Origin of the sequence: Bradyrhizobium sp. CCGB01 (assembly GCF_024199795.1) — a bacterium.
Classification (GTDB): domain Bacteria; phylum Pseudomonadota; class Alphaproteobacteria; order Rhizobiales; family Xanthobacteraceae; genus Bradyrhizobium.
In genome coordinates, this window is the sequence record NZ_JANADK010000001.1 from 7,702,258 (window position 1) to 7,728,728 (window position 26,471).

Sequence of the window (26,471 nt, forward strand, 5' to 3'; positions counted from 1 at the left end):
AATCTCTCACATGCAACTCGGCATGATCGGCCTCGGCCGGATGGGCGGCAACATCGTTCGCCGCCTGATGCGTCACGGCCATTCGACCGTGGTCTACGACAAGGACGCCAAGGCCGTCGCCGGCCTTGCCGCCGACGGCGCGGTCGGCTCCGCGACGCTCGAGGAGTTCATCTCGAAACTCGAACGGCCGCGCACGGCCTGGGTGATGCTGCCGGCCGGGCACATCACCGAGACGACGATCGACACGATCGCGGGCGTAATGCAGGAAGGCGACGTCATCATCGACGGCGGCAACACGTTCTGGCAGGACGACGTCCGCCGTGGCAAGGCGCTGAAGGCGCGCGGCATCCATTATGTCGATGTCGGCACGTCAGGCGGTGTCTGGGGGCTCGACCGCGGCTATTGCATGATGATCGGCGGCGAGAAGCAGGTGGTCGACCGGCTCGATCCGATCTTCGCCGCGCTCGCGCCCGGCGCCGGCGACATCCCGCGCACGGAGGGACGTGACGGGCGCGATCCCCGCATCGAGCAGGGTTACATCCATGCCGGCCCGGTCGGCGCCGGCCATTTCGTCAAGATGATCCACAACGGCATCGAGTACGGCCTGATGCAGGCCTATGCCGAAGGATTTGATATTCTCAAGAACGCCAGCATCGAGGCTCTGCCGGCCGACCATCGCTATGATTTCGACCTCGCCGACATCGCCGAGGTGTGGCGGCGCGGCAGCGTGATCCCGTCATGGCTGCTCGACCTCACCTCGACGGCGCTCGCGGACAGCCCTGCACTCGCGGAGTATTCCGGCTTCGTGGAGGATTCCGGCGAAGGACGCTGGACCGTGAATGCCGCGATCGACGAGGCGGTGCCGGCCGAAGTGCTGACCGCGGCGCTCTACACACGTTTCCGTTCCCGCAAGGAACACACCTTCGCCGAAAAAATTCTCTCCGCGATGCGCGCAGGGTTCGGCGGCCACAAGGAGCCGAAGCAGCCGGGCGCGTCGAAGCCCAAATAACAAGTACAGCAAGACGTAACAAAGCGAAGGCCAATCGTTCGTGACAAAAGACCCGCAAGCAAAGCGCAAGCCGGAAAATTGCGCCTTCGTCATTTTCGGTGTCACCGGTGATCTCACTCACCGTCTGGTGATGCCGTCGCTGTACAACCTCGCCGCCGAGCACCTGCTGCCGGAAAAATTCTGCGTCGTCGGCGTGGCCCGCAAGGGCCAGTCGGACGACGAGCTCCGCGACAGCCTGTTGAAGGGCCTGCGCCGGTTCGCGACGCGCCCCGTGGACGACGACGTCGCCAGGAAGCTGCTGGAATGCGTGACGTTCGTCGAGGCCGATCCGAACGACCCGCCCTCGTTCGACCGACTGCGCGAGCATCTGGACTCGCTGGAATGCGCACAGGACACCGGCGGCAACCGGCTGTTTTATCTTGCCACGCCGCCGGCCGCCTTCGCGCCGACCGCGCGCGAGCTTGGTCGCACCGGCATGATGAAGGAGAACGGCGCCTGGCGGCGTCTCGTGATCGAAAAGCCGTTCGGCACCGATCTCGCCTCGGCGCGCGCGCTGAACGCCGAGCTGCTGAAGATCATGGACGAGCACCAGATTTACCGGATCGATCACTATCTCGGCAAGGAGACGGTGCAGAACATCCTGGTGCTGCGCTTCGCGAACGGCATGTTCGAGCCCATCTGGAATCGCAACCATATCGACCACATCCAGATCACGGTGGAGGAGAAGCTCGGCGTCGGCCATCGCGGCGGCTTCTACGATGCCACCGGTGCGCTGCGCGACATGGTGCCGAACCATCTGTTCCAGCTGATGTCGCTGGTCGCGATGGAGCCGCCCGCCCGCTTCGACGCGCACTCGGTGCGCTCCGAGAAGGCCGAAGTGCTCACCTCGATCCAGCGACCGAGCCAGGAGGAAGCGCTGAAGAGCTCGGTGCGCGCGCAATATCTTGCGGGCCGGATCGGCGAAGACGAGATCCCGGATTATCGCAAGACCGAGGACGTCAAGCCCGGCAGCACCACCGAGACCTTCGTCGCGCTCAAGCTGATGATCGACAATTGGCGCTGGGCCGGCGTGCCGTTCTACCTGCGCACCGGCAAGGCGCTCGGCCACAAGCGCACCGAAGTCGCGATCAAGTTCAAGCAGGCGCCGCTGTCGATGTTCACGGGCACGACGGTCGACCGCCTGTCGCAGAACTTCCTCACCATCGGCATCGCGCCGACCGAGACCATCGAGCTGCAGTTCAACGCCAAGATCCCGGGGCCCAGCGTCACCATCGACGGCGTCGAGATGAAGTTCCGCTACGGCGACTATTTCCGCGCCGATCCCTCGACCGGCTACGAGACGCTGATCTACGACTGCATGATCGGCGACAACATCCTGTTTCAGCGCGCCGACGGCATCGAGGCCGGCTGGCAGGCCGTGCAGCCGTTCCTGGATGCCTGGAAAAGCGCGGGCACCAACGGCATCGAGACCTACGAGGCTGGCAGCGACGGCCCGGCCTGCGCCGACGAGTTGCTCCGGCGCGACGGGCGCAGCTGGCGGAAATATTCGTGATGGCCGCGGCCGGACAGCCGAAGGTGATCGTCGAGGCCGACGCCCAGGCGCTGGCGCTGGCCGCAGCCGAACGGGTGATGGCGCGGATCGCCACCAATCCCTCGCGGATCGCAATCTGCCTGACCGGCGGCTCGAGCCCGAAGAAGCTCTATCAATTGCTCGGAAGCGACGCCTGGCGCGGAAGGATTCCCTGGGACCGCGTACACTGGTTCATCGGCGACGAGCGTTTCGTGACGGAAAGCGATCCGCTCAACAATATGGCGGTCGCACGCGCGACCTTTCTCGACCGCAATGCGCCCTCCGGCCATATCCACCCGATCCCGACGGCGGCTGAAAACCCCGATCAAAGTGCACAAGCCTATGCGCGCGAGCTGCAATCGTTCTACGGTGCTGCGAGCCTCGATCCGGCACGGCCGCTGTTCGACCTGGTTCTGATGGGCGCGGGACCGGACGGCCACACCGCCTCGCTCTTCCCGGGCTATCCCGCGGTCGAGGAGACCACACGCTGGGTCGTGGGCGTCCCCAGGGCCAATGTCGCGCCTTTCGTGCCGCGGGTCTCGCTCACCCTGCCCGCTTTGGCGTCCTGCCGCGAAATGCTGTTCGAGATTGCCGGGCACGACAAGCAGCCGATCTTGACGCGCCTGCTCAATGGCGAGAATCTGCCGGCTGTACGCGCGCGCTCGAATGGTGAGACCGTCTGGCTGGTCGACCAGGCCGCGCTTCCGGAGGGAATTCGTGGCGGGCGTTGAAGCACCTTGTGCGTTGATCGTGATGGGCGTGTCGGGTTCAGGCAAGAGCACGGTTGCGGAGGCGCTCGGCCAGCGGCTCGGCTGGCGCTTCGAGGACGGCGACAGCTTCCACCCCGCCAGCAATGTCCAGAAGATGCGGGCCGGCCACCCCCTCACCGACGAGGACCGCTGGCCCTGGCTCAACGCCATCGCCGACGAGATCGCCCGGGTCTGCGACAAGGGCGAGCACGTCATCATCGCCTGCTCGGCGCTGAAGCACACCTATCGTGACGTGCTGCTGCGCGGCCGCGACGACGTCCGCTTCGTCTTCCTGAGGGGCACCAAGGAGCTGATCGCCGCCCGGCTCGCGCAGCGCAAGGGCCATTTCATGCCGCCCGAGCTGCTGACGAGCCAGTTCACGACGCTGGAGCCGCCCGAGGCCGGCGAGCATGTCATCACCGTCTCGATCGACGAATCCGTCGAGGCGATCGTCGACGGCGTGGTGCGGCAGCTGAGACTGGGCGGCACGAAACGCTGAGGCCAAGAAAGAGGCCAAGAAACCCAAGGTCCTGCCATGACGAAAATCTCACTCGTGGTCTCCGACGTCGACGGCACGCTGCTGACCAAGGACAAGACGCTGACCGAACGCGCGAGGTCCGCGGTGCATCGGCTGCACCAGGCCGGCATCGGCTTCACCATCACCTCCAGCCGCCCCGCCATCGGCATGCGCTTCCTGATCGAGCCGCTGGCGCTCTGGCTGCCGGTCGGCCCGTTCAACGGCTCCTCGATCGTCGATCCCGAGATGAAGCCGGTCGAGCAGCACCTGATCCCACAGGGCGCCGCCGAACGGTCCCTGCAGATCCTCCGGGAGTTCGGCGCCGACATCTGGCTCTTCACCTACGACAAATGGCTGATCGACAACCCGAGCGGCAAATACGTCGCGCACGAGCAGCACACGATCCGCTCCGACCCGACCATCGTGACGGATTTTTCGCCGTATCTTTCGAGCGCCTGCAAGATCGTCGGCGCCAGCGCCGATGCGGCCGGCCTCGAGCGCTGCGAGAAGGCGATGCAGGAGGCGCTCGGCGTTGAGGCGACCGCGGTGCGCTCGCAGACCTATTATCTCGACGTCACGCCGCCCGGCTTCGACAAGGGCACCTTCGTCCAGGCCATGGCCAAGCGCTTGGATATTTCGACCGACGCCGTCGCCACCATCGGCGACATGCAGAACGACCTCGCCATGTTCCGCGTCAGCGGCACCTCGATCGCCATGGGCAATGCCACCGACAGCGTCAAGGACCAGGCCACCCACGTCACCGCGACCAATGAGCAGGATGGTTTTGCGGAGGCGATGGAAATGATCCTGAAGTGGAACGGGGTGGGGTAGAACGTCCGATAGCCTCGGCACTGTTGCATTTGGCAAGAACTTGGCGATGAGCCTGCCTGCGGCCATCCTTCGAGACGCCCGCCTGCGGCGGGCCCTCAGGATAAGGTCTCGTGACGCGGCGAAATATTAGACCCTCATGGTGAGGAGCCCGCCAAAGCGGGCGTCTCGAACCATGCAGGCCGAGCTCGTCCGGCAGCTTCCCTGAAGTGTCCACAGCAACCGACTCAACTACTATTTCGACCGCTGCACCGCCGGCTTCTCGCTCTCCTGCCTTGCCGCCGACAGATTATGTGCGGTGTTGACAAGCGCGATGTGGGTCAGCGCCTGCGGGAAGTTACCGGTCTGGCGCTTGGCGACTGAATCATACTCCTCGGCCAACAGGCCTACATCGTTGGCGATGCCGACGACGCGGTCGAGCAGGACTTGCGCCTTGTCGAGATCGCCGGCCAGCACATGGGCATCGGCCAGCCACAGCGTGCAGGCCAGGAACGCGCCTTCGATCGGCTGCTTCTCCTCGGAGACCTCGCGCGGATCGTGTCGCAAGACAAAGCCGTCGCGCATCAAGTGCTGTTCGACCGCCGCGATGGTGCCCCGGATGCGCGGGTCTGCCGACGGCAGGAAGCCGACCGCCGGCAACAGCAGCACGCTGGCATCGAGCAGTTTCGAGCCATAGGAATCGACGAAGGCGTTCTCCTCCGCGTCAAATCCCTTGTTGCAGACGTCGCGATGAATGGCCTCGCGCAGGGCGCGCCAATGCAGCAGCGGCGCCTTGAAGCCAAAGGTCTCGGCGCTCTTGATGCCGCGGTCGAACGCAACCCACGTCATCACCTTGGAAAAGACGTAGTGCCGGGGCTGGCCGCGTCGCTCCCAAATGCCGTGGTCGGGATGATCCCAGACTTCGGCGAGATGCTGGAGTACCGCGCATTCCAGCGCCCAGGTCGTCTCGTCGTCGAGCTTCAGCCTGGCCATGCGCGACTGGTGGAAGGCGTCGATCAGCTCGCCATAGACGTCGAGCTGGAGCTGCGCATGCGCGGCGTTGCCGACCCGCACCGGTCGGGCGCCCTCATAGCCGTCGAGCCAGCCGGCTTCCCATTCCAGCAGACGCCGCTGGCCCCAGATGCCGTACATGATCTGCATGTTCGCCGGTGACCCGGCCGCTGCGCGCAGCAGCCAATTGTGCCAGGCCAGGGCTTCCTCGGTGTAACCCGAGTTCATCAGCGCCAGCAGCGTGAAGGTGGCATCGCGCAGCCAGCAGAAGCGATAATCCCAATTCCTGGCGCCGCCGAGCTTTTCCGGCAACGAGGTGGTCGGCGCCGCGACGATGCCGCCAGTGGGCCCAAAGGTCAGTGCCTTCAGCGTGATCAGCGAGCGCACGATCAGGTCGTGGTACTCGCCGTCGCGGGTGCATTTCCCGCACCACTCATTCCAGAAGTTTTCGGTCTCCTGAAGCGCGACGTCCGGATCGATGGGCGCGGGCGGATCGATATGCGAGGGGCCGTAGGTCAGCACGAACGGCACGGTCTCGCCGGCCTTCACCTCGAAGTCGGAGACCGTGGTCAGGTCCTCGCCGTGGGTTTCGACCGGCGTGCGCAGCACCGTCATGTCCTGGCCCGCAACCGCCAGCAGCGAATGGTCGATGCGTCGCACCCAGGGAATGTCGACGCCGAAGCCGAAGCGAATGACGAGCTCCATCCGCATCTTCACCGTGCCGCTGACACCGCGGACCAGCCGCACGATGTCGGAGGCCTTGCCGCGCGGCGGCATGAAGTCGATCAGCGCAACGACGCCGCTCTCGGTCTCGAAGCGCGTTTCGAGGATGAGGGTGTTGCCGAGATAGCGGCGCGAGATACTGACGACGTCCTCGCCCGGCGCGATCAGCCAGCGGCCGTTCTTGGGCGTGCCGAGGATCGCAGCAAAGCAGGCATCGGAATCGAAGGCCGGCCAGCACAGCCAGTCGATCGAGCCGTTGCGCCCCACCAGCGCCGCGGTCTCGCAATCACCGATCAGCGCATAGTCCTCGATTCTCTGAGACAATGTGTTGCGAGCCTCTGAAAATCCGCGAAAAATTCCAGGCGCTTCAACTCCCGCCGGTCAACGAACGTTCCCGTGTCGCCGCCCTCAAGGCCGCGAGATCGACCTTGGCGGCGATCTTGTCAAGCGTAACCGGCAGGCGCTGGCGCCAGTTCGGATGCTCATCGATCGTGCCGGGAATGTTGGGCTGGTCGATCACGCCGAGCAGATCCTCCAGCGACACCGCCAGAAGACGCGACGGCGCCCGCGACAGGAAGGCGAGCACTGAATAGAGATCGTTGGCGTTGATGCCGTTCTGGCGCAGGATCGCGTCGAGCGCGCCGAGCGCATCCCAGCGCGCCTGGTCGTCCTCGCCGGGATCGAGCCCGAGCGAGCGCTTCATCTTGAGATCGCTGAAGGAGCGCCAGCCGGCATAGGTACAGAGATCATGCGTGTTCAGCGTGACCAGCGCATTGGGCCGGTAATGGTCGGCGTTGCGGAAATGGCCGGCATCGTCGCGCTCGAACATCATGACGAGGTAGGACCAGATGCCGAAATCCTGCATCGTCTCGCGGAAACCTTCCGGCACGGTGCCGAGGTCTTCGCCGATCACGATGCATTTATGGGCCGCGCTCTCGCGCACCACCGCGCCGAGCAGCGCCTCGAACGGCATCTGCACATAGGCACCGTTGTCGGGCTTGAAGCCGCGCGGCACGAGATACAGCCGCTTCAGGCCCAGCACATGGTCGAGCCGGATGGCACCGGCATGGCGCATCGACGCCGCCAGCATGTTCGCGAACGGCACGAAAGACTGCGCTTCGAGACCACCGGCATTGAAGCCGGCAAGGCCCCAATCCTGGCCAACCGTATTGAGCACGTCGGGCGGTGCGCCGACGGCGAGATGGCGCGAAATCGCCATCTGCTCGTTCCAGGCATCGAAGCCGTTGGACTGCACGCCGACGGCGACGTCGAGGTAGAGCCCGACGCGCATGCCAAGCTGGCCGGCCAGCTCCTTGGCGGCATGCAATTGGCTGTCGGCCGTCCATTGCACGAATTCGACGAACTCGACCTCGCGCCTGTCGGGACCGCTGCGGAGCTCGGCGCATCTGGCTTCATCCGGCTGCTGCCACTCCGGCGGCCACTCCCACCATGGCCGGGTGAAGCGATGGCGCAGCACCTCGAAGCAGGCGAAGCGGGACAATAGCGGTGCGCGATCGGCGCGGAACGCGTCGAACTGGTTGCGGCGGACTCCGCTCGCACTCTTCACAAAACTGTCGAAAGCGGCGCGCAGGCCCCGCCATTTCAGCGCCGCCATGTCCGCATAGGGCACACGATCGCCTTCACGCAGCCGCGCCGCGGTCGCAGCCGCGTCGGGGACGAGGTCGGCGGAAAATTCCGGGATCGCCTCGACGTCGATATAGAGCGGGTTGAGGAACAGCCGGCTGTTCGGCGAATAGGGGCTGCAATCGGCCGGCTGATCATCGAACAGGACGTGCAACGGGTTGAGCCCGACGCCGTCGGCCCCCAGCTGCCTGGCGAGCCGGACGAGGCCGGCAAGATCGGTGAAATCGCCGATGCCCCAATTGCGGTCCGAGCGGACGCTGTAGAGCTGCACGGCAAGCAGCCAGCCGCGATCGAACTCGCCGCCGAAGGCGCGTTCGGGCGCCACGATCATCGGCACCTCTTCCGCGACACCCTTGGCATCGGTCAGCGTCAACCGGTGATAACCGAGCGGCAGGCCGGCGGGCCAGGCGATGACGGGCTCGCGCGTCTCGCCTTGCGCGATCACATTGCCGTTTGCGCTCAATTTCCACTGCAGCGGCGGCGTGCCGATCGTCGCCAATTCGGTGCGCGGATGTCCCAGGGCGCGCACCACCACGGGCCCGCTGACGAAGCGGTAGACCCGCTTCTCCGGCAGGGCGTCGAGGATGGATTTGAGCGCCTCGGGCGCGGTGACCCGCAGCTTTCCGAGGGCGTCGACGAATTCGGACTGAACGCCCTTGATCCGGGCTTGAGCTAAAAGATCCATTCGGCACGCAGCTTGCAAGCCACCCTGTTGTCGGGGGCATCGATTTTAACGAGGCGGTGGAAGACCTTAGTCAAGGGTAACTCGCAAACTGCACCTGTCGTTCCCAAGGGAACTAATGACACAGAACCGGCTTTCTATATAGGTACCAAGCGTAGGTTCCCGACAAGGGAAACGGGCTCCTGCTTTCTTGTCAATGGCATCACCGTGAACAAGACAATTCAAACTGTCGAGAGTGCCGCAGCCGGCAGCGCTTTCCTCATCGAAGACATCTATCCCTTGATCGATGGCGGCCGCTTCGCCGTGAAGCGGATCGCCGGCGAACGGGTCGAGGTCTGGGCCGACATCTATCGCGACGGCGACGGAGTGATCGGAGCCGCGCTGATCTGGCACGGTGAGCAGGACCGGGAATGGCGGAGCGAGCCGATGATCCATCACGGCAATGACCGCTGGTCCGGCGCGTTCACACCGGTTGATCCCGGCCAATATGTCTATGCGATCGAAGCCTGGACCGACGAGTTCGCCACCTGGTCCCGCGGGGTCGCACGCAAGCGGCGCGCCGGCGCGGACGTCAGCCTCGATGCGATCGAGGGCGCCGGCCTCCTGACCAAGGCGCATGGCGCGCGGCAGGACGCCACGACGGTCATCATGAAGCAATGCGAGGATTATCTTCAGACCGGCGATGTCGGCTCGCTGCTTGCAGCCGATCTCGGCGCGGCCATGGCCGAGAGCCAGTCGCGGCCCGACCTCACCCGCTCGCAGAACTTCCCGCTGGTCGTCGACCGCGACAAGGCGCGCTTCGGCGCGTGGTATCAGATGATGCCGCGCAGCCAGAGCCAGATCCCCGGCCGGCATGGCACGCTTCGTGACTGCATCGCGCGCGTGCCCGACATCGCCGCGATGGGCTTTGACGTGCTCTACTTCACGCCGATCCACCCGATCGGCCACACCCGCCGCAAGGGCCGCAACAATGCGCCGGTGGCAACCGAAGGCGATCCCGGCTCGCCCTATGCGATCGGCACCGCCGCGGGCGGGCACGATGCACTGCATCCCGAGCTCGGCACGATCGAGGATTTCCGCGCGCTGGTCGCGACGTGCCTCGAATACGGCCTCGAGCTCGCGCTCGACTTCGCCGTGCAATGCTCGCCGGACCATCCCTGGCTGACCCAGCATCCGGAATGGTTCAAATGGCGGCCGGATCGCTCGGTACGGACGGCGGAGGGTCCCTATCCGGACATCGTCAACCCCGATTTCTCCTCCGTCGACAGGGCCGGGCTGTGGAACGCGTTTCGCGATGCCATGCTGTTCTGGATCGACCAGGGCGTCACCATCTTCGCCATCGACAATCACGACACCGCGCCGCTTGCGTTCTGGGACTGGCTGATCGGTGACATCCGCCGCCGCCATCCCGAGGTGATCCTGTTCTCCAAGACCTTCGCGAAGCCGAAGCTGATGAAGGGCCTCGCCAAGCTCGGCGTCGCGCAGTCCTTCACCTATTTCCCGTGGCGCACGGAAAAGTGGGAGCTGGAGCAATATTTTTGCGAGCTGACGCGCTATCCCGAGCGCGACTTCTATCGCCCGAACCTGTTCGTGAGCACGCCCGACCTGCTGCCCTATCATCTGCAGGGCGGCGAGCCCTGGGCGTTCAAGTCGCGCGTCGCGCTGGCGGCGACGCTGTCCGGCAGTTATGGCATCTACAGCGGGTTCGAGCTGCTGGAGCACGACGCGATTCCCGGCCGCGAAGAGTATCTCGATTCCGAGAAATACCGGATCAAGCAGCGTGACTGGGATCGGCCCGGCAACATCAAGGCCTACATCGCCGCGCTCAATCGCATCCGCGATGATCACGCCGCACTTCAGCAAACGCAGAACTTGCGCTTCCTCGGCATCGAGGATGGCGAGACGATCGCCTTTGCCAAGGAGGCGGCCGATCCGTCCGATACCGTCGTCGCGGTCATCGCCCTGACGCGCCGTGAGCGCGAATTCTGGTTGCCGCTCGGCGACCTCACCATCGACGGCGGCGGCGCACGCCGCCACGTCACCGCACTGGAAAATCTCATCACCGGCGAACAGTCCCGCATCGAATGGGGCGGGATCAAATTGCGTATCGATCCCGACCGCGATCCGGCGTTGCTGTTCCGCTGCCTGGCGTAAGGATCACGCCATGAATGTATTGTCTTCCGTCGACACCAAGAAAGCCGAGGCTGCCGAGATCGTGGATGAGCTCTGGTACAAGGACGCCATTATCTACCAGCTCCATGTCAAGGCGTTTGCCGACAGCAACCAGGACGGCATCGGCGACTTCGCCGGCCTGACCGAGAAGCTGCCTTACCTCCAGGAGCTCGGCGTCACCGCGCTGTGGCTGCTGCCGTTCTATCCGTCGCCCGGCCGCGACGACGGCTACGACATCGCCGACTACGGCTCGGTCAATCCCGATTTCGGGACGATGAAGGATTTCAAGCGTTTCATCCAGGAAGCGCAGAAGCGCGGCCTGCGCGTCATCACCGAGCTCGTCGTCAACCACACCTCGGACCAGCACAACTGGTTCAAGCGCGCGCGCCGCAGCCATCCGGGCTCGAGCGCCCGCAACTGGTATGTCTGGAGCGACACCGACCAGAAATACCAGGGCACGCGCATCATCTTCACTGACACCGAGAAGTCGAATTGGACCTGGGATCCGGAGGCCGGCGCCTTTTATTGGCACCGCTTCTTCTCGCACCAGCCGGATCTCAATTTCGACAATCCGCGCGTGGTCAGCGCGCTGATCCAGGTGATGAAGCGCTGGCTGGACGCGGGCGTCGACGGCTTCCGGCTCGACGCCATTCCCTATCTCTGCGAGCGCGACGGCACCAACAACGAGAACCTCCCCGAGACGCATGCCATCATCAAGCGCCTGCGTCAGGAGCTCGACGCCTACTCCAAGGGCAAGCTGCTGCTGGCCGAGGCCAATCAATGGCCCGAGGACGTGCAGGAATATTTCGGCCGTGGCGACGAGTGCCACATGGCCTACCACTTCCCGCTGATGCCGCGCATCTACATGGCGATCGCACAGGAGGATCGCTTCCCGATCACCGACATTCTGCGCCAGACGCCGGACATTCCCGCAAGCTGCCAATGGGCGCTGTTCCTGCGCAACCATGACGAGCTGACGCTGGAGATGGTCACCGACGTCGAGCGCGATTATCTCTGGACCACCTACGCCAACGATCCACGCGCCCGCATCAATGTCGGCATCCGCCGGCGCCTCGCGCCGCTGATGGACAATGACCGCCGCAAGATCGAGCTGATGAACTCGCTGCTGCTGTCCTTCCCCGGCACGCCGATCATCTACTACGGCGACGAGATCGGCATGGGCGACAACATCTATCTCGGTGACCGCAACGGCGTGCGCACGCCGATGCAGTGGAGCCCGGACCGCAATGGCGGCTTCTCGCGCTGCGACCCGGCGCGCCTCTACGCGCCGCTGATCATGGATCCCGTCTACGGCTACGAATCGGTCAACGTGGAGGCGCAGTCGCGCAGCCTGTCCTCGCTGCTCAGCGCGACCAAGCGCCTGATCTCGGTGCGCAAGTCGACGCTCGCCTTCGGCCGCGGCACCATGACCTTCATCCGGCCGGCCAACCGCGCGGTGCTCGCCTATGTCAGGCAATACGGCGACGAGGTGATCCTCTGCGTGGCCAACCTCTCGCGCGCCGCGCAGGCGACGGAGCTCGACCTGTCGCCATGGAAGGACCGCATCCCGCAGGAGATGCTCGGCCGAACGCGCTTCCCGCCGGTCGGCGAGCTGCCCTACATGATCACGCTGGGGCCTTACGGCTTCTACTGGTTCCAGCTCGCCGAGCGCGACAAGTCCGAGCCGGTGACGCCGCGCGCGGTGCCGGAATTCGAGACGCTGGTGGTGCCGGTCAATTCGAATTGGGTGTCGCTGGCGCGCGAGCGCGGCGTGTTCGAGCGCGACGTGCTGCCGGGCTTCCTGGCGCGCACGCGCTGGTATCCCGAGCACAATCCCAAGCACATTCAAGCCACGTTGACCTCGGCGGTACCGTTCAGCGACATCGGCGACAACAGGCCGTGGATCGCATTCTTCGAGACCACGCAGGACGACGTGACCACGCGCTATGTGTTGCCAATGCAGATCGAGTGGGTCCGCTTCGACCGCGAACGCTTTAATCCGAAGGCGCTCGCCGCCGTGCGCCAGGGCGCGCGAGAGGGCACGTTGCTTGACGTCGCAACCGAGCAGATCTTCATCGGACTTCTCCTGCGGGGCCTGTCGCAGAACCTGGTGGTCGACGAGAACAATCTGCGGCTGGAGTTCAAAGCCACCAACCGGTTCGCCGATTACGTCATCAAGGAGCCGGGACGCATCCGCGCCATCGAGCAGTCGAACAGCATCGCGCTGGTCGACAACCAGTATGTCGCCAAGATCTATCGCCAGCTCGAAAGCGGCATCAATCCCGAGATCGAGATTGGCTCCTACCTCACCGACGTCGCGCATTTTGCCAATACGCCGGCGCTGCTCGGCAGCGTCGAGCTGGTCGAAGGCAATCGAAGCAGCGCGGTCGGCGTGCTGCACGCCTATGTCGAGAACCAGGGCGACGGCTGGGCGGTCACCACGGGTTATCTCGACCGCTATATCGACGAGCAGCGGGTGCTGCCACCGGGCGAAATGCTTCGCGAAACCCAGGAGCAGGCGCCCTATCTGCACTTCATGGCGCAGATCGGACGGCGGCTGGCCGAGCTGCATGCGGCTCTCGCCGCCGCAAAGCCCGACGATCTCGCGCCGGAGCCGATCGGCTCCGCGCAGGTCGAGCGCTGGGCATCCGGGCTCAAGGCACGGGCCGAGCGGATCTTCGAACGGCTGGCCGACAGCCGCGACGGTCTGCGCGAGGCCGATCGGCCGTTGATCGACCAGCTCGTCGCGGTGCGCGCGACCCTGCCCGACCACCTCGATGCGCTCTTGCCATCCGACATCGGCGGGTTGAACATCCGTCATCATGGCGACTTCCGCCTCGGGCAAATTCTGATCGTGAAGGACGATATCTTCATCATCGACTTCGACGGTGATCCGCGTCTGCCGCTGGCCGACAGGCGGCGCAAGGCGCCGGCCGCACGCGACGTCGCCGGCCTGATCCGCTCGATTGAGCTTTCGGTAAACACCGCGCTCAGTCGTGCGCTCACGGGCGCAGCCGACGAGCAGGACCGGCTCGCGACCGCACTCGGCGAATGGCGCGAACGCGCCGCCGCGACGTTCCTCAACGCCTACCGCGAAACCATGACCGATCGCCGGCTGTGGCCGGAAGATCGGCAATCCGCGGAAGGCCTGTTAAGGTTTTTCCTGCTTGATCAAGGTTTCGACGAAGTAGAGTACGAGCTGTCCCGCCGGCCGGAGGGACTCCGCGCGGCGCTGACCGGACTGCTTCGCATTCTGTCCAATGAGAGCGAAGCCCATGCCTAAACTGCCAGCCGAGGCCTACGCGATCATCGAGGGGCGCCATTCCGACCCCTTCCATTATCTCGGGTTGCATCCCGAGGGCGGCAAGAGCGTGGTGCGCGCGTTCCTCCCCGAGGCCTCCAATGTCGAGGCGGTGGGCGAACATGGCGAGGTGGCGAAGCTCGACCGCGTCCACGATTCAGGTCTGTTCATCGGCGCCCTGCCGAACGGCTCGAAGCGCTACCAGCTGCGCGCCAAGTTCGGCGACAGCGTCGTCGAGTTCGAGGACGCCTATCGTTTCCCGCCGATCCTGACCGACTTCGATCTGTATCTGCTCGGCGAAGGCACCCATCAGCGACTCTATGACAAGCTCGGCGCGCATCCGATGCGGCTCGAAGGCATCGACGGCATCGCCTTCGTCGTGCTGGCACCGAATGCGCGGCGCGTGTCCGTGGTCGGCGATTTCAATTTCTGGGACGCGCGGCGCCATCCCATGCGGGTGCGCGGCGCCGGTTACTGGGAATTGTTCATCCCGCACGCCAAGGGCGGCGATCACTACAAGTTCGACATCGTCGGGCCGCACGGCCACCAGTTGCCGCTGAAGTCCGATCCCATGGCCTTTGCGAGCGAGGTGCGGCCGAAGACGGCGTCCATCGTGTTCGACGAGGCGCATCTGCCGCGGCCGCGCCCGGCGCCGGACGGCATCAACGCGCTCTCGGCGCCGATGTCGATCTACGAGGTCCATCTCGGCTCCTGGCGGCGCAAGAACGGCGACGAATGGCTCACCTATCGCGAACTCGCCGAGCAGCTGCCGGCCTATGCCCGCGACATGGGCTTCACTCATCTCGAATTCCTGCCCGTCAGCGAACATCCGTTCGACGGCTCCTGGGGCTATCAGCCGACCGGCCTCTACGCGCCGACCAGCCGCTTCGGCACGCCCGAGGATTTTGCCGCGCTGATCGACGCCTGCCATCGCGAGGGCGTCGGCGTGCTGCTCGACTGGGTGCCCGGCCACTTCCCGGACGATCCGCACGGGCTCGGCAGCTTTGACGGCACCTCGCTCTATGAGCACGCCAATCCGCTGCAGGGCCGCCACCTCGACTGGGGCACGCTGATCTACAATTACGGCCGCACCGAAGTGACGAACTTTCTGGTGTCGAACGCGCTGTTCTGGCTCGAGCGTTACGCGATCGACGGGCTGCGCGTCGATGCGGTGGCGTCCATGCTCTATCTCGACTACAGCCGCCCGCCCGGCGCCTGGATTCCGAACCAGTATGGCGGCCGCGAGAACATCGAGGCGATCAACTTCCTGCGCCGCTTCAACACCGAATTGTTCGCGCGCTTCCCGCAGGCGACCACGGCCGCCGAGGAATCCACGGCATGGCCGCAGGTCTCGCGCCCGGTCGAATTCGGCGGGCTCGGCTTCGGCTACAAGTGGAACATGGGCTGGATGCACGACACGCTGAACTACATCAGCAAGGATCCCGTTCACCGCAAGCATCATCACGGCGAGATCCTGTTCGGCCTGCACTACGCTTTCTCGGAGAACTTCATCCTGCCGCTGTCGCATGACGAGGTCGTGCACGGCAAGCGTTCGATCCTGGGCCGTATGCCCGGCGACGAATGGCAGCGCTTTGCGAATTTACGCGCCTATTACAGTTTCATGTTCGGCCATCCCGGCAAGAAGCTGCTGTTCATGGGCGCGGAGATCGCGCAAAGCCGCGAATGGAATCACGACCAGTCGCTCGACTGGCACCTGCTCGAATACAAGTACCATTCCGGTATCCAGTCGCTGATCCGCGACCTCAACCGGCTCTATCGCGCGGTGCCGGCGCTGCACCAGATGGATTGCGAACAGGCCGGCTTCGAATGGGTGATCACGGACGACGGCAACCGAAACGTGTTCGCCTGGCTGCGCAAGGGCTTTGACGAGCACGCGCGATGCCTCGTGATCGTCAACTTCTCGCCCAACGTCTATCGCAACTACCGCGTTCGCGTGCCCTTTGCCGGCAAGTGGAAAGAGGTGTTCAATTCGGACTCCGACCATTATGGCGGCACCAATGTCGGGAACATCGGCGAGGTCAATGCCGTTGACGGCAAGGCCCCCGAACTGCGCCTCACCATTCCGCCCCTCGCCGCGATCTTCCTCGTTCCGGAAAGCTGACCGATGCGCCTGACCGCCGGATCGCCCGCACGCCTCGGTGCAAGCTGGGACGGACGCGGCAGCAATTTCGCGTTGTTCTCCGCCAACGCGCAGAAGGTCGAGCTGTGCCTGTTCGACACGCAGGGCCGGCGCGAGCTGGAGCGTGTCGAGCTGCCGGAGCGCACCGAGGACGTCTGGCACGGCTATCTCAACGACGTCTCGCCGGGCCAGCTCTACGGCTATCGCGTGCACGGCCCCTACGAGCCCGAGCACGGCCACCGCTTCAACGCCAACAAGCTGCTGCTCGATCCCTATGCCAAGCGGCTCGCCGGACGGCTGGTCTGGAGCGATGCGCATTTCGCCTATCGCACCGGCTCGCCGCGCGAGGACCTCTCCTTCGACCGGCGCGACAACGCGCGCGGCATGCCCAAGGCCGTCGTCGTCGACGAGACCTTCAACTGGGGCCGTCGCGAGATCCGGCCCAACATCCCCTGGGAAGACACCATCATCTACGAGGCCCACGTCAAGGGCCTGACGCAGAAGCGCGACGACGTGCCGCCAAACTTGCGCGGCACCTATGGCGGGCTGTCGTCGCCGGCGATGATCGAGCATTTGAAGACGCTCGGCGTCACCACCGTCGAGCTCCTTCCGATCCATAGCTTCATCGACGACCGCATCCTGGTCGAGAAGAAGCTCGCCAACTACTGGGGCTACAACACGCTGTCCTTCTTCGCGCCCGAGCCGCGCTATGCCCAGGACAACGCGCTCGATTCCTTCCGCACCACGGTCGCGCGCCTGCACGATGCCGGCATCGAGGTGATGCTCGACGTCGTCTACAATCACACCGCCGAGGGCAATCACCTCGGTCCGACGCTGTGCTACCGCGGCATCGACAATGCCTCCTATTACTGGCTGAATCGCGAGAACCCGCGCTATTACGACGATTTCACCGGCTGCGGCTCGTCGGTGAACCTCACCCATCCGCGCGTGCTCCAGATGGTGATGGATTCGCTGCGCTACTGGGTCGAGGTCTGCCATGTCGACGGCTTCCGCTTCGACCTCGCCACCACACTGGCGCGCGGGCCGAACGGCTATGATCGCGGCATCTCGTTCCTCACGGCAGTCCGGCAGGATCCGGTGCTGGCGACGGTCAAGCTCGTCGCCGAACCCTGGGATCTCGGGCTCGGCGGCTACCAGGTCGGCGCATTCCCGTCGCAATGGTCGGAGTGGAACGATCGGTATCGCAGCGCCATGCGCCGCTACTGGAGCGGCGAAGGCAGCCTGATCGGCGACATCTCCAGCCGCATGACGGCCTCATCCGACCTGTTCAACCATGACGGACGGCGGCCGCGCGCCAGCATCAACCACATCACCGTGCATGACGGCTTCACGCTCGCCGACCTCTTCAGCTACAACGAGAAGCACAACGAGGCCAATGGCGAGGACAATCGCGACGGCTCCAACGACAACCACAGCAACAATTGCGGTGTCGAGGGTCCGACCGACGATCCGGACATCATCAGCCTGCGGCGGCAGCTTCGCAAGAACGTGCTGGCCTGCCTGATGCTGGCGCAGGGCGTTCCGCTGATCCTCGCCGGCGACGAGGTTGGCAATTCGCAGTCCGGCAACAACAACGCCTATTGCCAGGACAACGAGGTCGGCTGGGTCGGCTGGGACAATCTCGGCAAGGACGGCGACGACATGGTCGATTTCGTCGCCGGGCTCGCCGAAATCCGCCGCCGGTTCTCGCAGCTTCGCAGCCATCGCTGGCTCGACGGCCGCGCCAAGGATGGCATCTCCTACGGCGCGCTGTGGCTGACGCCCGCCGGCGACGAGATGACGGAGAGCGACTGGAATTTCCCGGAAGGGCGGTTCCTCTCCTATGTGATGGGGCCGATGGAACCGGGAAGCGCCGCGATCTTTATCGTACTGAACGCCGCCCCCGAAGAAATCGCATTCAAATTGCCCAAAATGACCGAATACAAAAGCTGGCAGCAGATCCTGAACACGACGGATGGCGGGCTGAACAGCATTGATTTCCTGCCCGGAAGCGACAGCAAGGCGCCGCCGCGCTCCGTGCTCGCCTTCGCGGGGGCGCTATGAGGCCATCCTTCGGGGCGAGGCCGACCAGGGACGGCGTGTCGTTCCGGCTTTGGGCGCCCGGTGCGCGCCGGGTCGATCTCCTGCTCGACAGAAGGCACGCGATGCAGCGCCGGCAGGATGGCTGGTATGTCGCCGAGATTGCCGCCCTGCCCGTCGGCAGCCCCTACAAGTTCAGGATCGACGACGAGATCGACGTGCCCGATCCGGCCTCGGCCTTCCAGCCCGAGGACGTATCCGGCCCGAGCGAGGTGATCGATCACGACGCCTTCGCATGGCGCGCGCGCGATTGGCGCGGACGTCCCTGGGAAGAGACGGTGCTGATCGAGACTCATGTCGGCACCTTCACGCGGGATGGCACCTACCGCGCCATGATCGACAAGCTCGATCATCTCGTTGCGACCGGCGTCACCGCGCTCGAATTGATGCCGCTGGCCGATTTCGCCGGCCGCCGCGGCTGGGGTTATGACGGCGTGCTGTGGTATGCGCCCGACAGCGCCTATGGCCGGCCCGAGGACCTCAAGACACTGATCGACGAGGCGCATCTGCGCGGGCTGATGGTGTTCCTCGACGTCGTCTACAATCATTTCGGACCGGAAGGGAATTATCTCGGCCGCTATGCGCCGGCCTTCTTCACCGATGCGCATACGCCGTGGGGCAGTGCGATCGACTATCGCGTGCCGCAGGTCCGGGCCTTCGCAGTCGAGAACGCGCTGTCCTGGCTCACCGACTACCGCTTCGACGGCCTGAGGCTGGACGCCGCCAACCACATCATGGCGATCCCCGGCGAGCAGTCGATGCTGCAGGACCTCAGCGCCGCCACCGGCGAACTCGCCAAGGCCACCGGGCGGCACATCCATCTGGTGCTGGAGAACGGCGACAACCGCGCCAGCCTGCTCGATGCCGCGCAGGATCCGCCCAACGGCAAATATCGCGGCCAGTGGAACGACGACTATCACCACGTCTGGCACGTGATGCTGACCGGCGAGCTCGCCGGCTACTACGCCGACTACCAGACGCCGCGCATGGATCTTGCGCGCGCACTGGCGTCGGGCTTCGTCTACCAGGGCGAGATCTCCGAATTCTGGGGCAAGAAGCCGCGCGGCGAGGCGAGCGGCGAGCTGCCGCCGTCGACCTTCGTCAACTTCCTGCAAAACCACGACCAGATCGGCAACCGCCCCCTGGGCGACCGGCTCGAGAGCCTGGCATCACCGCAGCAGATCGAAGCCGCGCTCGCGGTGACTTTGCTCGCACCGATGGTGCCGATGCTGTTTCAGGGCGAGGAATGGGGCTCGACGGTGCCCTTCCCGTTCTTCTGCGATTTCCAGGGCGGTCTTGCCGACGCCGTGCGCAAGGGCCGCAAGCAGGAATATGCCTGGGCCTACGAGAAATACGGCGACGACGTGCCGGACCCGCTCGATCCCGCAACGCTGCAATCGGCCGTCCTGGATTGGACCGGTCACACGCCGGAGCAGGACACCCGGCTCGCGCGGGTGCGGGACCTGCTCGCACTCCGCCGCAAAGAGATCGCGCCCCGACTGAAAAATGCGAGGTTCGGCGACGCCGCGGCGGCCGATAGCGGCCTGCTCACCGCGTACTGGCGCATGGGCGATGGCACGACGTTACGCCTCCTCGCCAATCTCTCGGACAAGGACATCGCACGGCCCGGCGACGCGACAGGCACGCCGATCTGGGGCGCTGTCAACGGCGATCGGCTCCCGCCCTGGTCAGTGATCTGGTACCTCGGAGGTTAAAATGCCTCCTGCGATTCCTCTTGCGACCTATCGGCTTCAGCTCACCGCGGATTTCGACTTCGACAAGGCTGCCGCGGTCGTTCCCTATCTCAAGGCGCTGGGGATCACGCATCTCTACGCCTCGCCGGTGATGAAGGCGCGCAAGGGCTCGACCCACGGCTACGACACCGTCGATCACGGCCAGTTCAATCCCGAGCTCGGCGGCGAGGCCGGCTTTGCACGGCTGAGCGATGCCCTCAAGCAGCAGGACCTCGGCCTCATCATCGATTTCGTGCCGAACCACGTCGGCGTGCATTTCGCCGACAATCCCTGGTGGCTGGACGTGCTGGAATGGGGGCAGGCCTCGCCGCACGCAGTTTCCTTCGACATCGACTGGGATCAACTGGCCTATCGCGCGCGCGGCGGCGTACTGCTGCCGATCCTCGGCACGCCCTATGGCGAGGCGCTGGAGCGCGGCGAGATCGACCTGCAGTACGATCCCGACGAAGGCAGTTTTTCCGCCTGGTATTTCGAGCATCGCCTGCCGATCGCACCGGAGCGCTATGGCGAAATGCTGCGCATGATGGTGAAGGAAGACGACGCCGCCGAGACAGACGCCGGCAAGCGCCTTCTCGCGCTCGCGGCCCGCTACACGGGGCTGCGCCGCCCCAACCGCAAGGAAGCGCCCGCCTTCAAGGCGGAGCTCAAGGAGATCGCAGGCAGCGCCGACATCATCGTACGCGGTCTCGCCGCCTATCGTTCCGCGAGGGATCGCCCGGCGCAGACGCTGGCGCTGCATCATCTGCTGGAGCGCCAGCACTACAAGCTCGGGCACTGGCGGCTTGCCTCCAGCGACATCAATTATCGCCGCTTCTTCGACGTCAACGGGCTTGCGGGCCTGCGCGTCGAGGACGCCAGCACGTTCGCGGCCACGCACCGGCTGGTGAAGCAGCTCATTGCGGACGGCAAGCTGCAAGGCATTCGCCTCGATCACATCGACGGCCTGCGCGATCCCGCGCAATATTGCCAGCGGCTGCGCCGGCTGGTGCGCGACGCGCAAGGCAACACAAAGCCGTTCTATACCGTGATCGAGAAAATATTGTGCGAGCACGAGCGCCTGCCGCATTTTGCCGGCGTTCAGGGCACCACGGGCTATGAGTGGATGAACGTCATCACCCAGGTCCTGGTCGACGCGAAAGGGCTGGAGGCGCTGAACGAGACCTGGCGGCAGATCAGCAACCGCCCGCCGCGGCTGGCGCCTTACGTCAAGGAGGCCAAGCGGCGCGTGCTGGAGACGCTGCTGACCAGCGAATTCACCGTGCTCACGCGCCTGCTCGCGCGCATCGCCAACGGGCATTACTCAACCCGCGATTTCTCCGCCGACAGCCTGCGGCAGGCGCTCGAGCTCTATGTGCTGCACTTCCCGGTCTATCGCACCTACCTCACGCATAGCGGCCCGACTGCGCTCGACCGCAAGCTGATCGACGACACCATCGAACACGCCCGCGCGGAATGGTTCGCGGCGGACGAAGGCATTTTCGACTTCCTGCGCGACGCGCTGACCATGGACCTGCTCAAGCCCGGCCGTCCCCCGCACAGCGCCCCGCGGGTGCGCCGCTTCGCGCTGAAGGTGCAGCAGTTCACGGGACCGATGATGGCGAAGTCGCTGGAGGACACCGCGTTCTATCAATTCCACCGGCTGCTCGCCCTGAACGAGGTCGGCGGCGATCCCGCCAGCAACGGCCTCACGATACCTGCCTTCCACGAGGCCATGCGAGCGCGCGCCAAGGATTGGCCGCAAGGGATGACGGCGACCGCGACCCACGACACCAAGCGCGGCGAGGATGCCCGCGCGCGGATCGCTGCCCTGAGTGAAATTCCCGGCGAATGGACCAGTGCCGTGGCACGCTGGAAAGTCCTGAACGCGCCGCACCTTGCGCTCAACGGCAATCTGCGCGCCCCGTCAGCGACGTTCGAATACATGCTCTACCAGACCCTGCTCGGCGCCTGGTCGCTGCAGGAGCCGGCCGATGCCGGCTTTGTCGAGCGCATCCAAGCCTATGCGCTGAAGGCGGCGCGTGAGGGCAAGGAGGAGACCAGCTGGCTCAATCCGCACGAGCCCTATGAGAACGGCGTCAAGAGCTTCATCGAGAAGATCCTCGACCCCTCGCAATCCCGCGAATTCCTGGAGGCGCTGCAAACCCTGGCACGTCGCGTCGCGCTGCTCGGCGCCTTGAATTCGCTGAGCCAGCTTACGCTCAAGGCGACACAGCCGGGCGTGCCCGACTTCTACCAGGGCACCGAGTTCTGGGATATGTCGCTGGTCGATCCCGACAACCGCCGCCCCGTGGATTTTGCCGCGCGGCAGACGGCGCTGACATCACTGGATGCGCCGGACTGGCACGGGCTGATCGAGACCTGGCCGGACGGCCAGCTCAAGCTGGCCTGGACGCGGCACCTGCTCAAGCTCCGCAACGCGTTCGCCGATGTCTTCGCGCAGGGCGAGTATCAGCCGCTGGAGGTCCGCGGCGCGCATGCGGACCATGTCATCGCGTTCGCCCGCCGACACGGCCGCGCGGCTGCGATCGTCGTGGTCGGACGCCAATTTGCACCCTTCACGCAGGAAGGCCGACAATGGCCCGCGTTCGAGGGTGTTGACGCGGCGGTCGACATCAACGGCTACACCGCGCCGGGCATTGCCGGCCATGAATTACCGCTCGCGCATGCTTTCCGTGATTTTCCTGCTGCCGTCATCGAAGCCCGCGCCGCCAGCGCTGCGAGACCGAGGCAACAGCGCGCGCGCAGCTGACGCCTACTTTCCCTCATCCTTGGTGAGCAGAAGCTGCCCGCGCTTGCGGATGGTCGCCTGCGCCATCTCGGCGAAACGCTGCAACAGCCACGGCAACACCACCTCGACCTTGACGTGATCGTCGGCGACATCGACCTGACCGCTCGCGATCTGCCCGAGCGCGCGGATGCGAAAGTTCATGCTGTCGCCGTTCCAGCGCTCCTCCTCGACCTGCATCACGGGAATGCTGGCCGCGGCGCGGCCAAGCCCGGTCTTGAGCCGGCGCACGGCCTCCTCGCGGCCGAGACGATGCGGAATGGAAACGACAAGCGGTGCTGACATGGCCCTGCCCTGCGGTGACTGATCCTCACATAATCATGCCGGCTGCACAGGCAAAGGTTCCATGCAAGTTGGACCCGTTCGCCGTGTTTCAATGGGGGAACTATAAAACCTGCGGCAAGTTGCCCTCGCACAAGGGACAGGTGCAACGACCCTTTCAACAAAGGGCTGGAGGAGACTCGCATGTCTATCGGTACGATTATTCTAATCATTTTGGTCATCGCCCTGCTCGGCGGCTTCAGCGGCATCGGCGGCGGCCCGTTCTACGGCACCGGCTATTACGGCGGCGGCGGACTCGGGCTCGTCATCGTTATTCTGCTGATCCTTCTGCTGCTGGGACGGATCTAGCGATATTCGCGATGCCGTAGGGTGGGCAAAGGCGCTCTTGCGCCGTGCCCACCTTCTCCCTCCCGCGAGAAAGTCGGTGGGCACGCTTGCGCTTTGCCCACCCTACGGGCGTAGCATCCGGAGCACGACCTACCGTTTCCCCGCCAGCTTCTTCATCGCCGGCTTGATCGACGCAGCCGCGTCTTCATAGCCTTCCCACGCCTTCGATCGCGTCAGCAGGCCCGGCACAGTCCGCACCGTGTACCGCTTCGGATCGAGATCACCCTTCACCTGCGCCCACGTCAGGGGCATCGACACGGTCGCTCCATCGCGCGCGCGAGGCGACAGCGGGGCGACCGCGGTCGACATACGGTCGTTGCGCAAGTAGTCCAGAAATATCTTTCCGTTGCGCAGCTTCTTCGCCATGTTGAGCAGATAGCGCTCGGGATCGTCGTCGGCCATCCACTGGCAAACGCCTTGCGCGAACGCCTTGGCCTCCTTCCAGCTCACCTTGTCGCGCGCACCGTGGAGCAGCGGCACCACCACGTGCAGGCCCTTGCCGCCGGTGGTCTTGCAAAAGCTTTCCATACCGACGTCGGTGAGGCGCTGCCGCATCTCCTTGGCCGCGTCCACGACATCGGCGAACTCGACGTCCGGCGCCGGATCAAGATCGAACACCAGCCGGCCCGGCGTATCGTAGGCGTTCGGGGCACAATTCCAGGGATGCAGCTCGACGCCGCCGATTTGCGCGACCGCGGCAAGCCCCTCGACACGATCGATCTGCAAATACGGCTTGCGATCGCCCGCGACTTTCGCGAGTTCAAGCAGGTTCGAAGTGCCTTGCATGGCATGGCGCTGGAAGAATGTTTCACCGCCAATGCCGTCCGGCGCACGCACGATGGAGCAGGGACGGCCCTTGATGTGCTCGATCATCCAGGACCCGATGGCCTCGAAGTAGCGCGCGAGATCGAGTTTTGTGACGCCCTCACCGTCGCCGCCATCGGGCCAGAGCGCCTTGTCCGGCTTGGAGATCACGACACCCATCACCTCGGCGGTGCCCGAGTCTTTCCTGGCAGACTTCGGCGCGGCGCGCTTTCTTGGGGACGGTTTTGCCAATTTGGTATCGGCAGGCGTCTCCGCCTCGACCTCCTCGGCCGGCTTGTCCTGCCGCAGGCCCTTGAACGCGGCCTGGCGGATATTGCCGTCGGCGGTGAAGCCGGCAAACTCGATTTCGGCGACGAGCTCCGGCTTCAGCCAGTGCACGTCGCGCGTCTTCTTCGGGGCATTCTTGCCGCCGAAAGGACTCTCCTTGGCCTCCACGGCCTTCAGCGACGGCATGATGCGCTTGACCTTGTCGGCGCCGAAACCGGTGCCGACCATGCCGACGAAGGCAAGATGATCGCCGCGGTGCACGCCGGCCATCAGCGAGCGGAATTTGCCGTTGGTGGTCTTGTAGCCGCCGATCACGACCTCATGACCCGCGCGGCACTTCGCCTTGGTCCAGCTCTCCGTGCGTCCCGACCGGTACGGCGCGTCCAGCTTCTTCGAGACCACGCCTTCGAGCTCGAGCTTGCAGGCCGATTGCAGCACGGCATCGCCGCCGCTCTCGAAATGCTCGACATAGCGGACCTGGCTCGATCTCTTCCTGCGTGCTTCCAGCAGTTCCCTAAGGCGATCCTTGCGCTCGCCGAGTGGCAGGCGCCGGTAATCGAGCCCCTCGGCAAACAGGAGGTCGAAGGCAAAGAAGATCAGGTCCTCGGTCTTGCCGTCCGACAGCGCGGCCTGAAGCGATGAGAAATTCGGCGCTCCGTTGTGATCGAGCGCAACGATCTCGCCGTCAATCATGACGTCGGGAAGCTCGCCCGCCTCCTTCGCGATCGCCGCGAACTTGTCGGTCCAGTCGAGGCCCTTGCGCGTCTTCAGCGTCGCCTCGCCGTCCTCGACGCGGAGCTGGACGCGATAGCCGTCGAACTTGATCTCGTGGCACCAGCCATCGCCGCCGGGCGGCCGCCCGACCGAAGTGCACAGCTGCGGCGCGACGAAGTCCGGCATCTCCGAGACTTCTTTCGCATTTGTCGCGGTCGTCGCTTTCTTCCTTGCTCCCTTCCCGCCCTGCAACGCCGCGCGCGGCGCCGGCTTGACGGTGCGCCCTTTCGGCTCCTCGGCCCGGTTGGACTGCCAGACCGCATCGGCCTTGGTCTTGGCACCCTTCGTCAGCATGAACGGCTTTGGCGCGCGGCCCTTGCCATCGGCGATCTGATCCATCGCACGGCCGGAGGCGACCGATCTGTCCTCGTCGAGAATGTCGTTGTCCGCACCCTCGCGGACATATTCATCGCGGTGCTTGATCAGGAGCCAATTGGTGCGCTTTCCGCCGGTGCGGTCGTTGCGCATGCGCACGAGGACCCAGCTTCCATGCAGCTTGTCGCCATGCAGCGTGAACTTCAGATCGCCTTTCTTGAAGCCGCGCTCGGGATCCTCGGACTCCCAGGTGCCGCGGTCCCAGAGCATGACCGTGCCGCCGCCATACTGCCCTTCCGGAATCGTACCTTCGAAATCGCCATAGTCGAGCGGATGGTCCTCGACCTCGACCGCCAGCCGCTTGTCATGCGGATCGAGCGAGGGCCCCTTGGTCACCGCCCACGATTTGAACACGCCGTCGAACTCGAGCCGCAGGTCATAGTGCAGCCGCGTCGCATCGTGCTTCTGGATCACGAAGCGCCGCTGCTTCGAGGGCGCCACTGCCGTCTTGCCCGACGGCTCCGGGGTCTTCTCGAAATCACGCTTCTGTCGGTAGGTGGAGAGTTTTCGCAGCACGACCGGTCCCGCATTCTCTAATCGCGTTGGAGCCTATCACGGCCAAAGTCCCACCCGGAACCAAAACCCGATGGGGTGGTT

The 26,471-nt window shown here is 65.0% G+C and carries 16 protein-coding genes; 12 read left to right on the top strand and 4 right to left on the bottom strand.

All coding sequences use genetic code 11. The features are described 5' to 3' along the window. The first annotated feature begins 10 nt into the window (after positions 1–10). Genes gnd through NLM25_RS36285 form a run of 5 tightly spaced genes read left to right on the top strand, consistent with a single transcriptional unit; the run spans position 11 to position 4,676 of the window. Entirely contained in the window at positions 11–1,009 is a 999-nt protein-coding gene (gene gnd / locus NLM25_RS36265) for a phosphogluconate dehydrogenase (NAD(+)-dependent, decarboxylating) (protein ID WP_254140081.1), read from the top strand. A gap of 40 nt (positions 1,010–1,049) precedes the next feature. Beyond that, positions 1,050–2,561, top strand: a complete 1,512-nt coding sequence (gene zwf / locus NLM25_RS36270; RefSeq protein WP_254140082.1) for a glucose-6-phosphate dehydrogenase — start codon at positions 1,050–1,052, stop codon at positions 2,559–2,561. Further along, a complete protein-coding gene (gene pgl, locus NLM25_RS36275; protein ID WP_254141319.1) occupies positions 2,561–3,310 on the top strand; it encodes a 6-phosphogluconolactonase in 750 nt (249 codons plus the stop codon). The genes zwf and pgl overlap by 1 nt, the downstream gene beginning before the upstream one ends. Next, complete coding sequence (locus NLM25_RS36280; RefSeq protein ID WP_254140083.1) at positions 3,297–3,827, top strand: gluconokinase; 531 nt, start codon at positions 3,297–3,299, stop codon at positions 3,825–3,827. The genes pgl and NLM25_RS36280 overlap by 14 nt, the downstream gene beginning before the upstream one ends. Positions 3,828–3,863: 36 nt before the next feature. Next, positions 3,864–4,676: an HAD family hydrolase gene (locus NLM25_RS36285; RefSeq protein WP_254140084.1), complete on the top strand. Its 813-nt coding sequence runs from the start codon at positions 3,864–3,866 to the stop codon at positions 4,674–4,676. A 231-nt stretch (positions 4,677–4,907) separates the two neighbouring features. Here the strand turns inward: NLM25_RS36285 and NLM25_RS36290 are convergent, their stop codons facing one another. Both NLM25_RS36290 and malQ read right to left on the bottom strand, forming a co-directional pair. Beyond that, entirely contained in the window at positions 4,908–6,710 is a 1,803-nt protein-coding gene (locus NLM25_RS36290; RefSeq protein WP_254140085.1) for a glycoside hydrolase family 15 protein, read from the bottom strand. A 43-nt stretch (positions 6,711–6,753) separates the two neighbouring features. Then, positions 6,754–8,715 carry a 4-alpha-glucanotransferase gene (gene malQ / locus NLM25_RS36295; protein WP_254140086.1) on the bottom strand — a complete coding sequence of 654 codons (1,962 nt, stop codon included), beginning with the start codon at positions 8,713–8,715 and terminating at the stop codon, positions 6,754–6,756. 204 nt (positions 8,716–8,919) lie between these two features. Here malQ and NLM25_RS36300 point away from each other — a divergent pair, with 204 nt between their 5' ends. From NLM25_RS36300 to treY, 6 genes are read left to right on the top strand one after another with little or no spacing between them, the layout of a single operon-like run. Then, entirely contained in the window at positions 8,920–10,866 is a 1,947-nt protein-coding gene (locus NLM25_RS36300; RefSeq protein WP_254140087.1) for a maltotransferase domain-containing protein, read from the top strand. Positions 10,867–10,876: 10 nt separating this feature from the next. Then, positions 10,877–14,167, top strand: a complete 3,291-nt coding sequence (treS, locus tag NLM25_RS36305) for a maltose alpha-D-glucosyltransferase (RefSeq protein WP_254140088.1) — start codon at positions 10,877–10,879, stop codon at positions 14,165–14,167. After that, positions 14,160–16,307 carry a 1,4-alpha-glucan branching protein GlgB gene (gene glgB / locus NLM25_RS36310; RefSeq protein WP_254140089.1) on the top strand — a complete coding sequence of 716 codons (2,148 nt, stop codon included), beginning with the start codon at positions 14,160–14,162 and terminating at the stop codon, positions 16,305–16,307. The genes treS and glgB overlap by 8 nt, the downstream gene beginning before the upstream one ends. Before the next feature lie 3 nt (positions 16,308–16,310). Continuing rightward, positions 16,311–18,389 (top strand): glycogen debranching protein GlgX, encoded by a 2,079-nt coding sequence (glgX, locus tag NLM25_RS36315; protein ID WP_254140090.1) that lies wholly within the window; start codon positions 16,311–16,313, stop codon positions 18,387–18,389. Further along, complete coding sequence (gene treZ, locus NLM25_RS36320) at positions 18,386–20,140, top strand: malto-oligosyltrehalose trehalohydrolase (RefSeq protein WP_254140091.1); 1,755 nt, start codon at positions 18,386–18,388, stop codon at positions 20,138–20,140. The genes glgX and treZ overlap by 4 nt, the downstream gene beginning before the upstream one ends. Position 20,141: 1 nt before the next feature. Beyond that, positions 20,142–22,928 carry a malto-oligosyltrehalose synthase gene (gene treY, locus NLM25_RS36325; protein ID WP_254140092.1) on the top strand — a complete coding sequence of 929 codons (2,787 nt, stop codon included), beginning with the start codon at positions 20,142–20,144 and terminating at the stop codon, positions 22,926–22,928. Positions 22,929–22,931: 3 nt separating this feature from the next. On the opposite strand, the gene NLM25_RS36330 is transcribed toward treY, so the two are convergent. Then, positions 22,932–23,249, bottom strand: coding sequence for a polyhydroxyalkanoic acid system family protein (locus NLM25_RS36330; protein ID WP_254122654.1), 318 nt, complete (start codon positions 23,247–23,249; stop codon positions 22,932–22,934). 180 nt (positions 23,250–23,429) lie between these two features. On the opposite strand from NLM25_RS36330, the gene NLM25_RS36335 reads away from it, so the two are divergent. Further along, the gene (locus NLM25_RS36335) at positions 23,430–23,594 is read left to right on the top strand and encodes a DUF3309 family protein (RefSeq protein ID WP_007595743.1); all 165 of its coding nucleotides are present in this window, start codon (positions 23,430–23,432) and stop codon (positions 23,592–23,594) included. A gap of 129 nt (positions 23,595–23,723) precedes the next feature. Here NLM25_RS36335 and ligD read toward each other — a convergent pair whose 3' ends face one another. Next, complete coding sequence (gene ligD, locus NLM25_RS36340; RefSeq protein WP_254140093.1) at positions 23,724–26,390, bottom strand: DNA ligase D; 2,667 nt, start codon at positions 26,388–26,390, stop codon at positions 23,724–23,726. Positions 26,391–26,471: the final 81 nt, after the last annotated feature.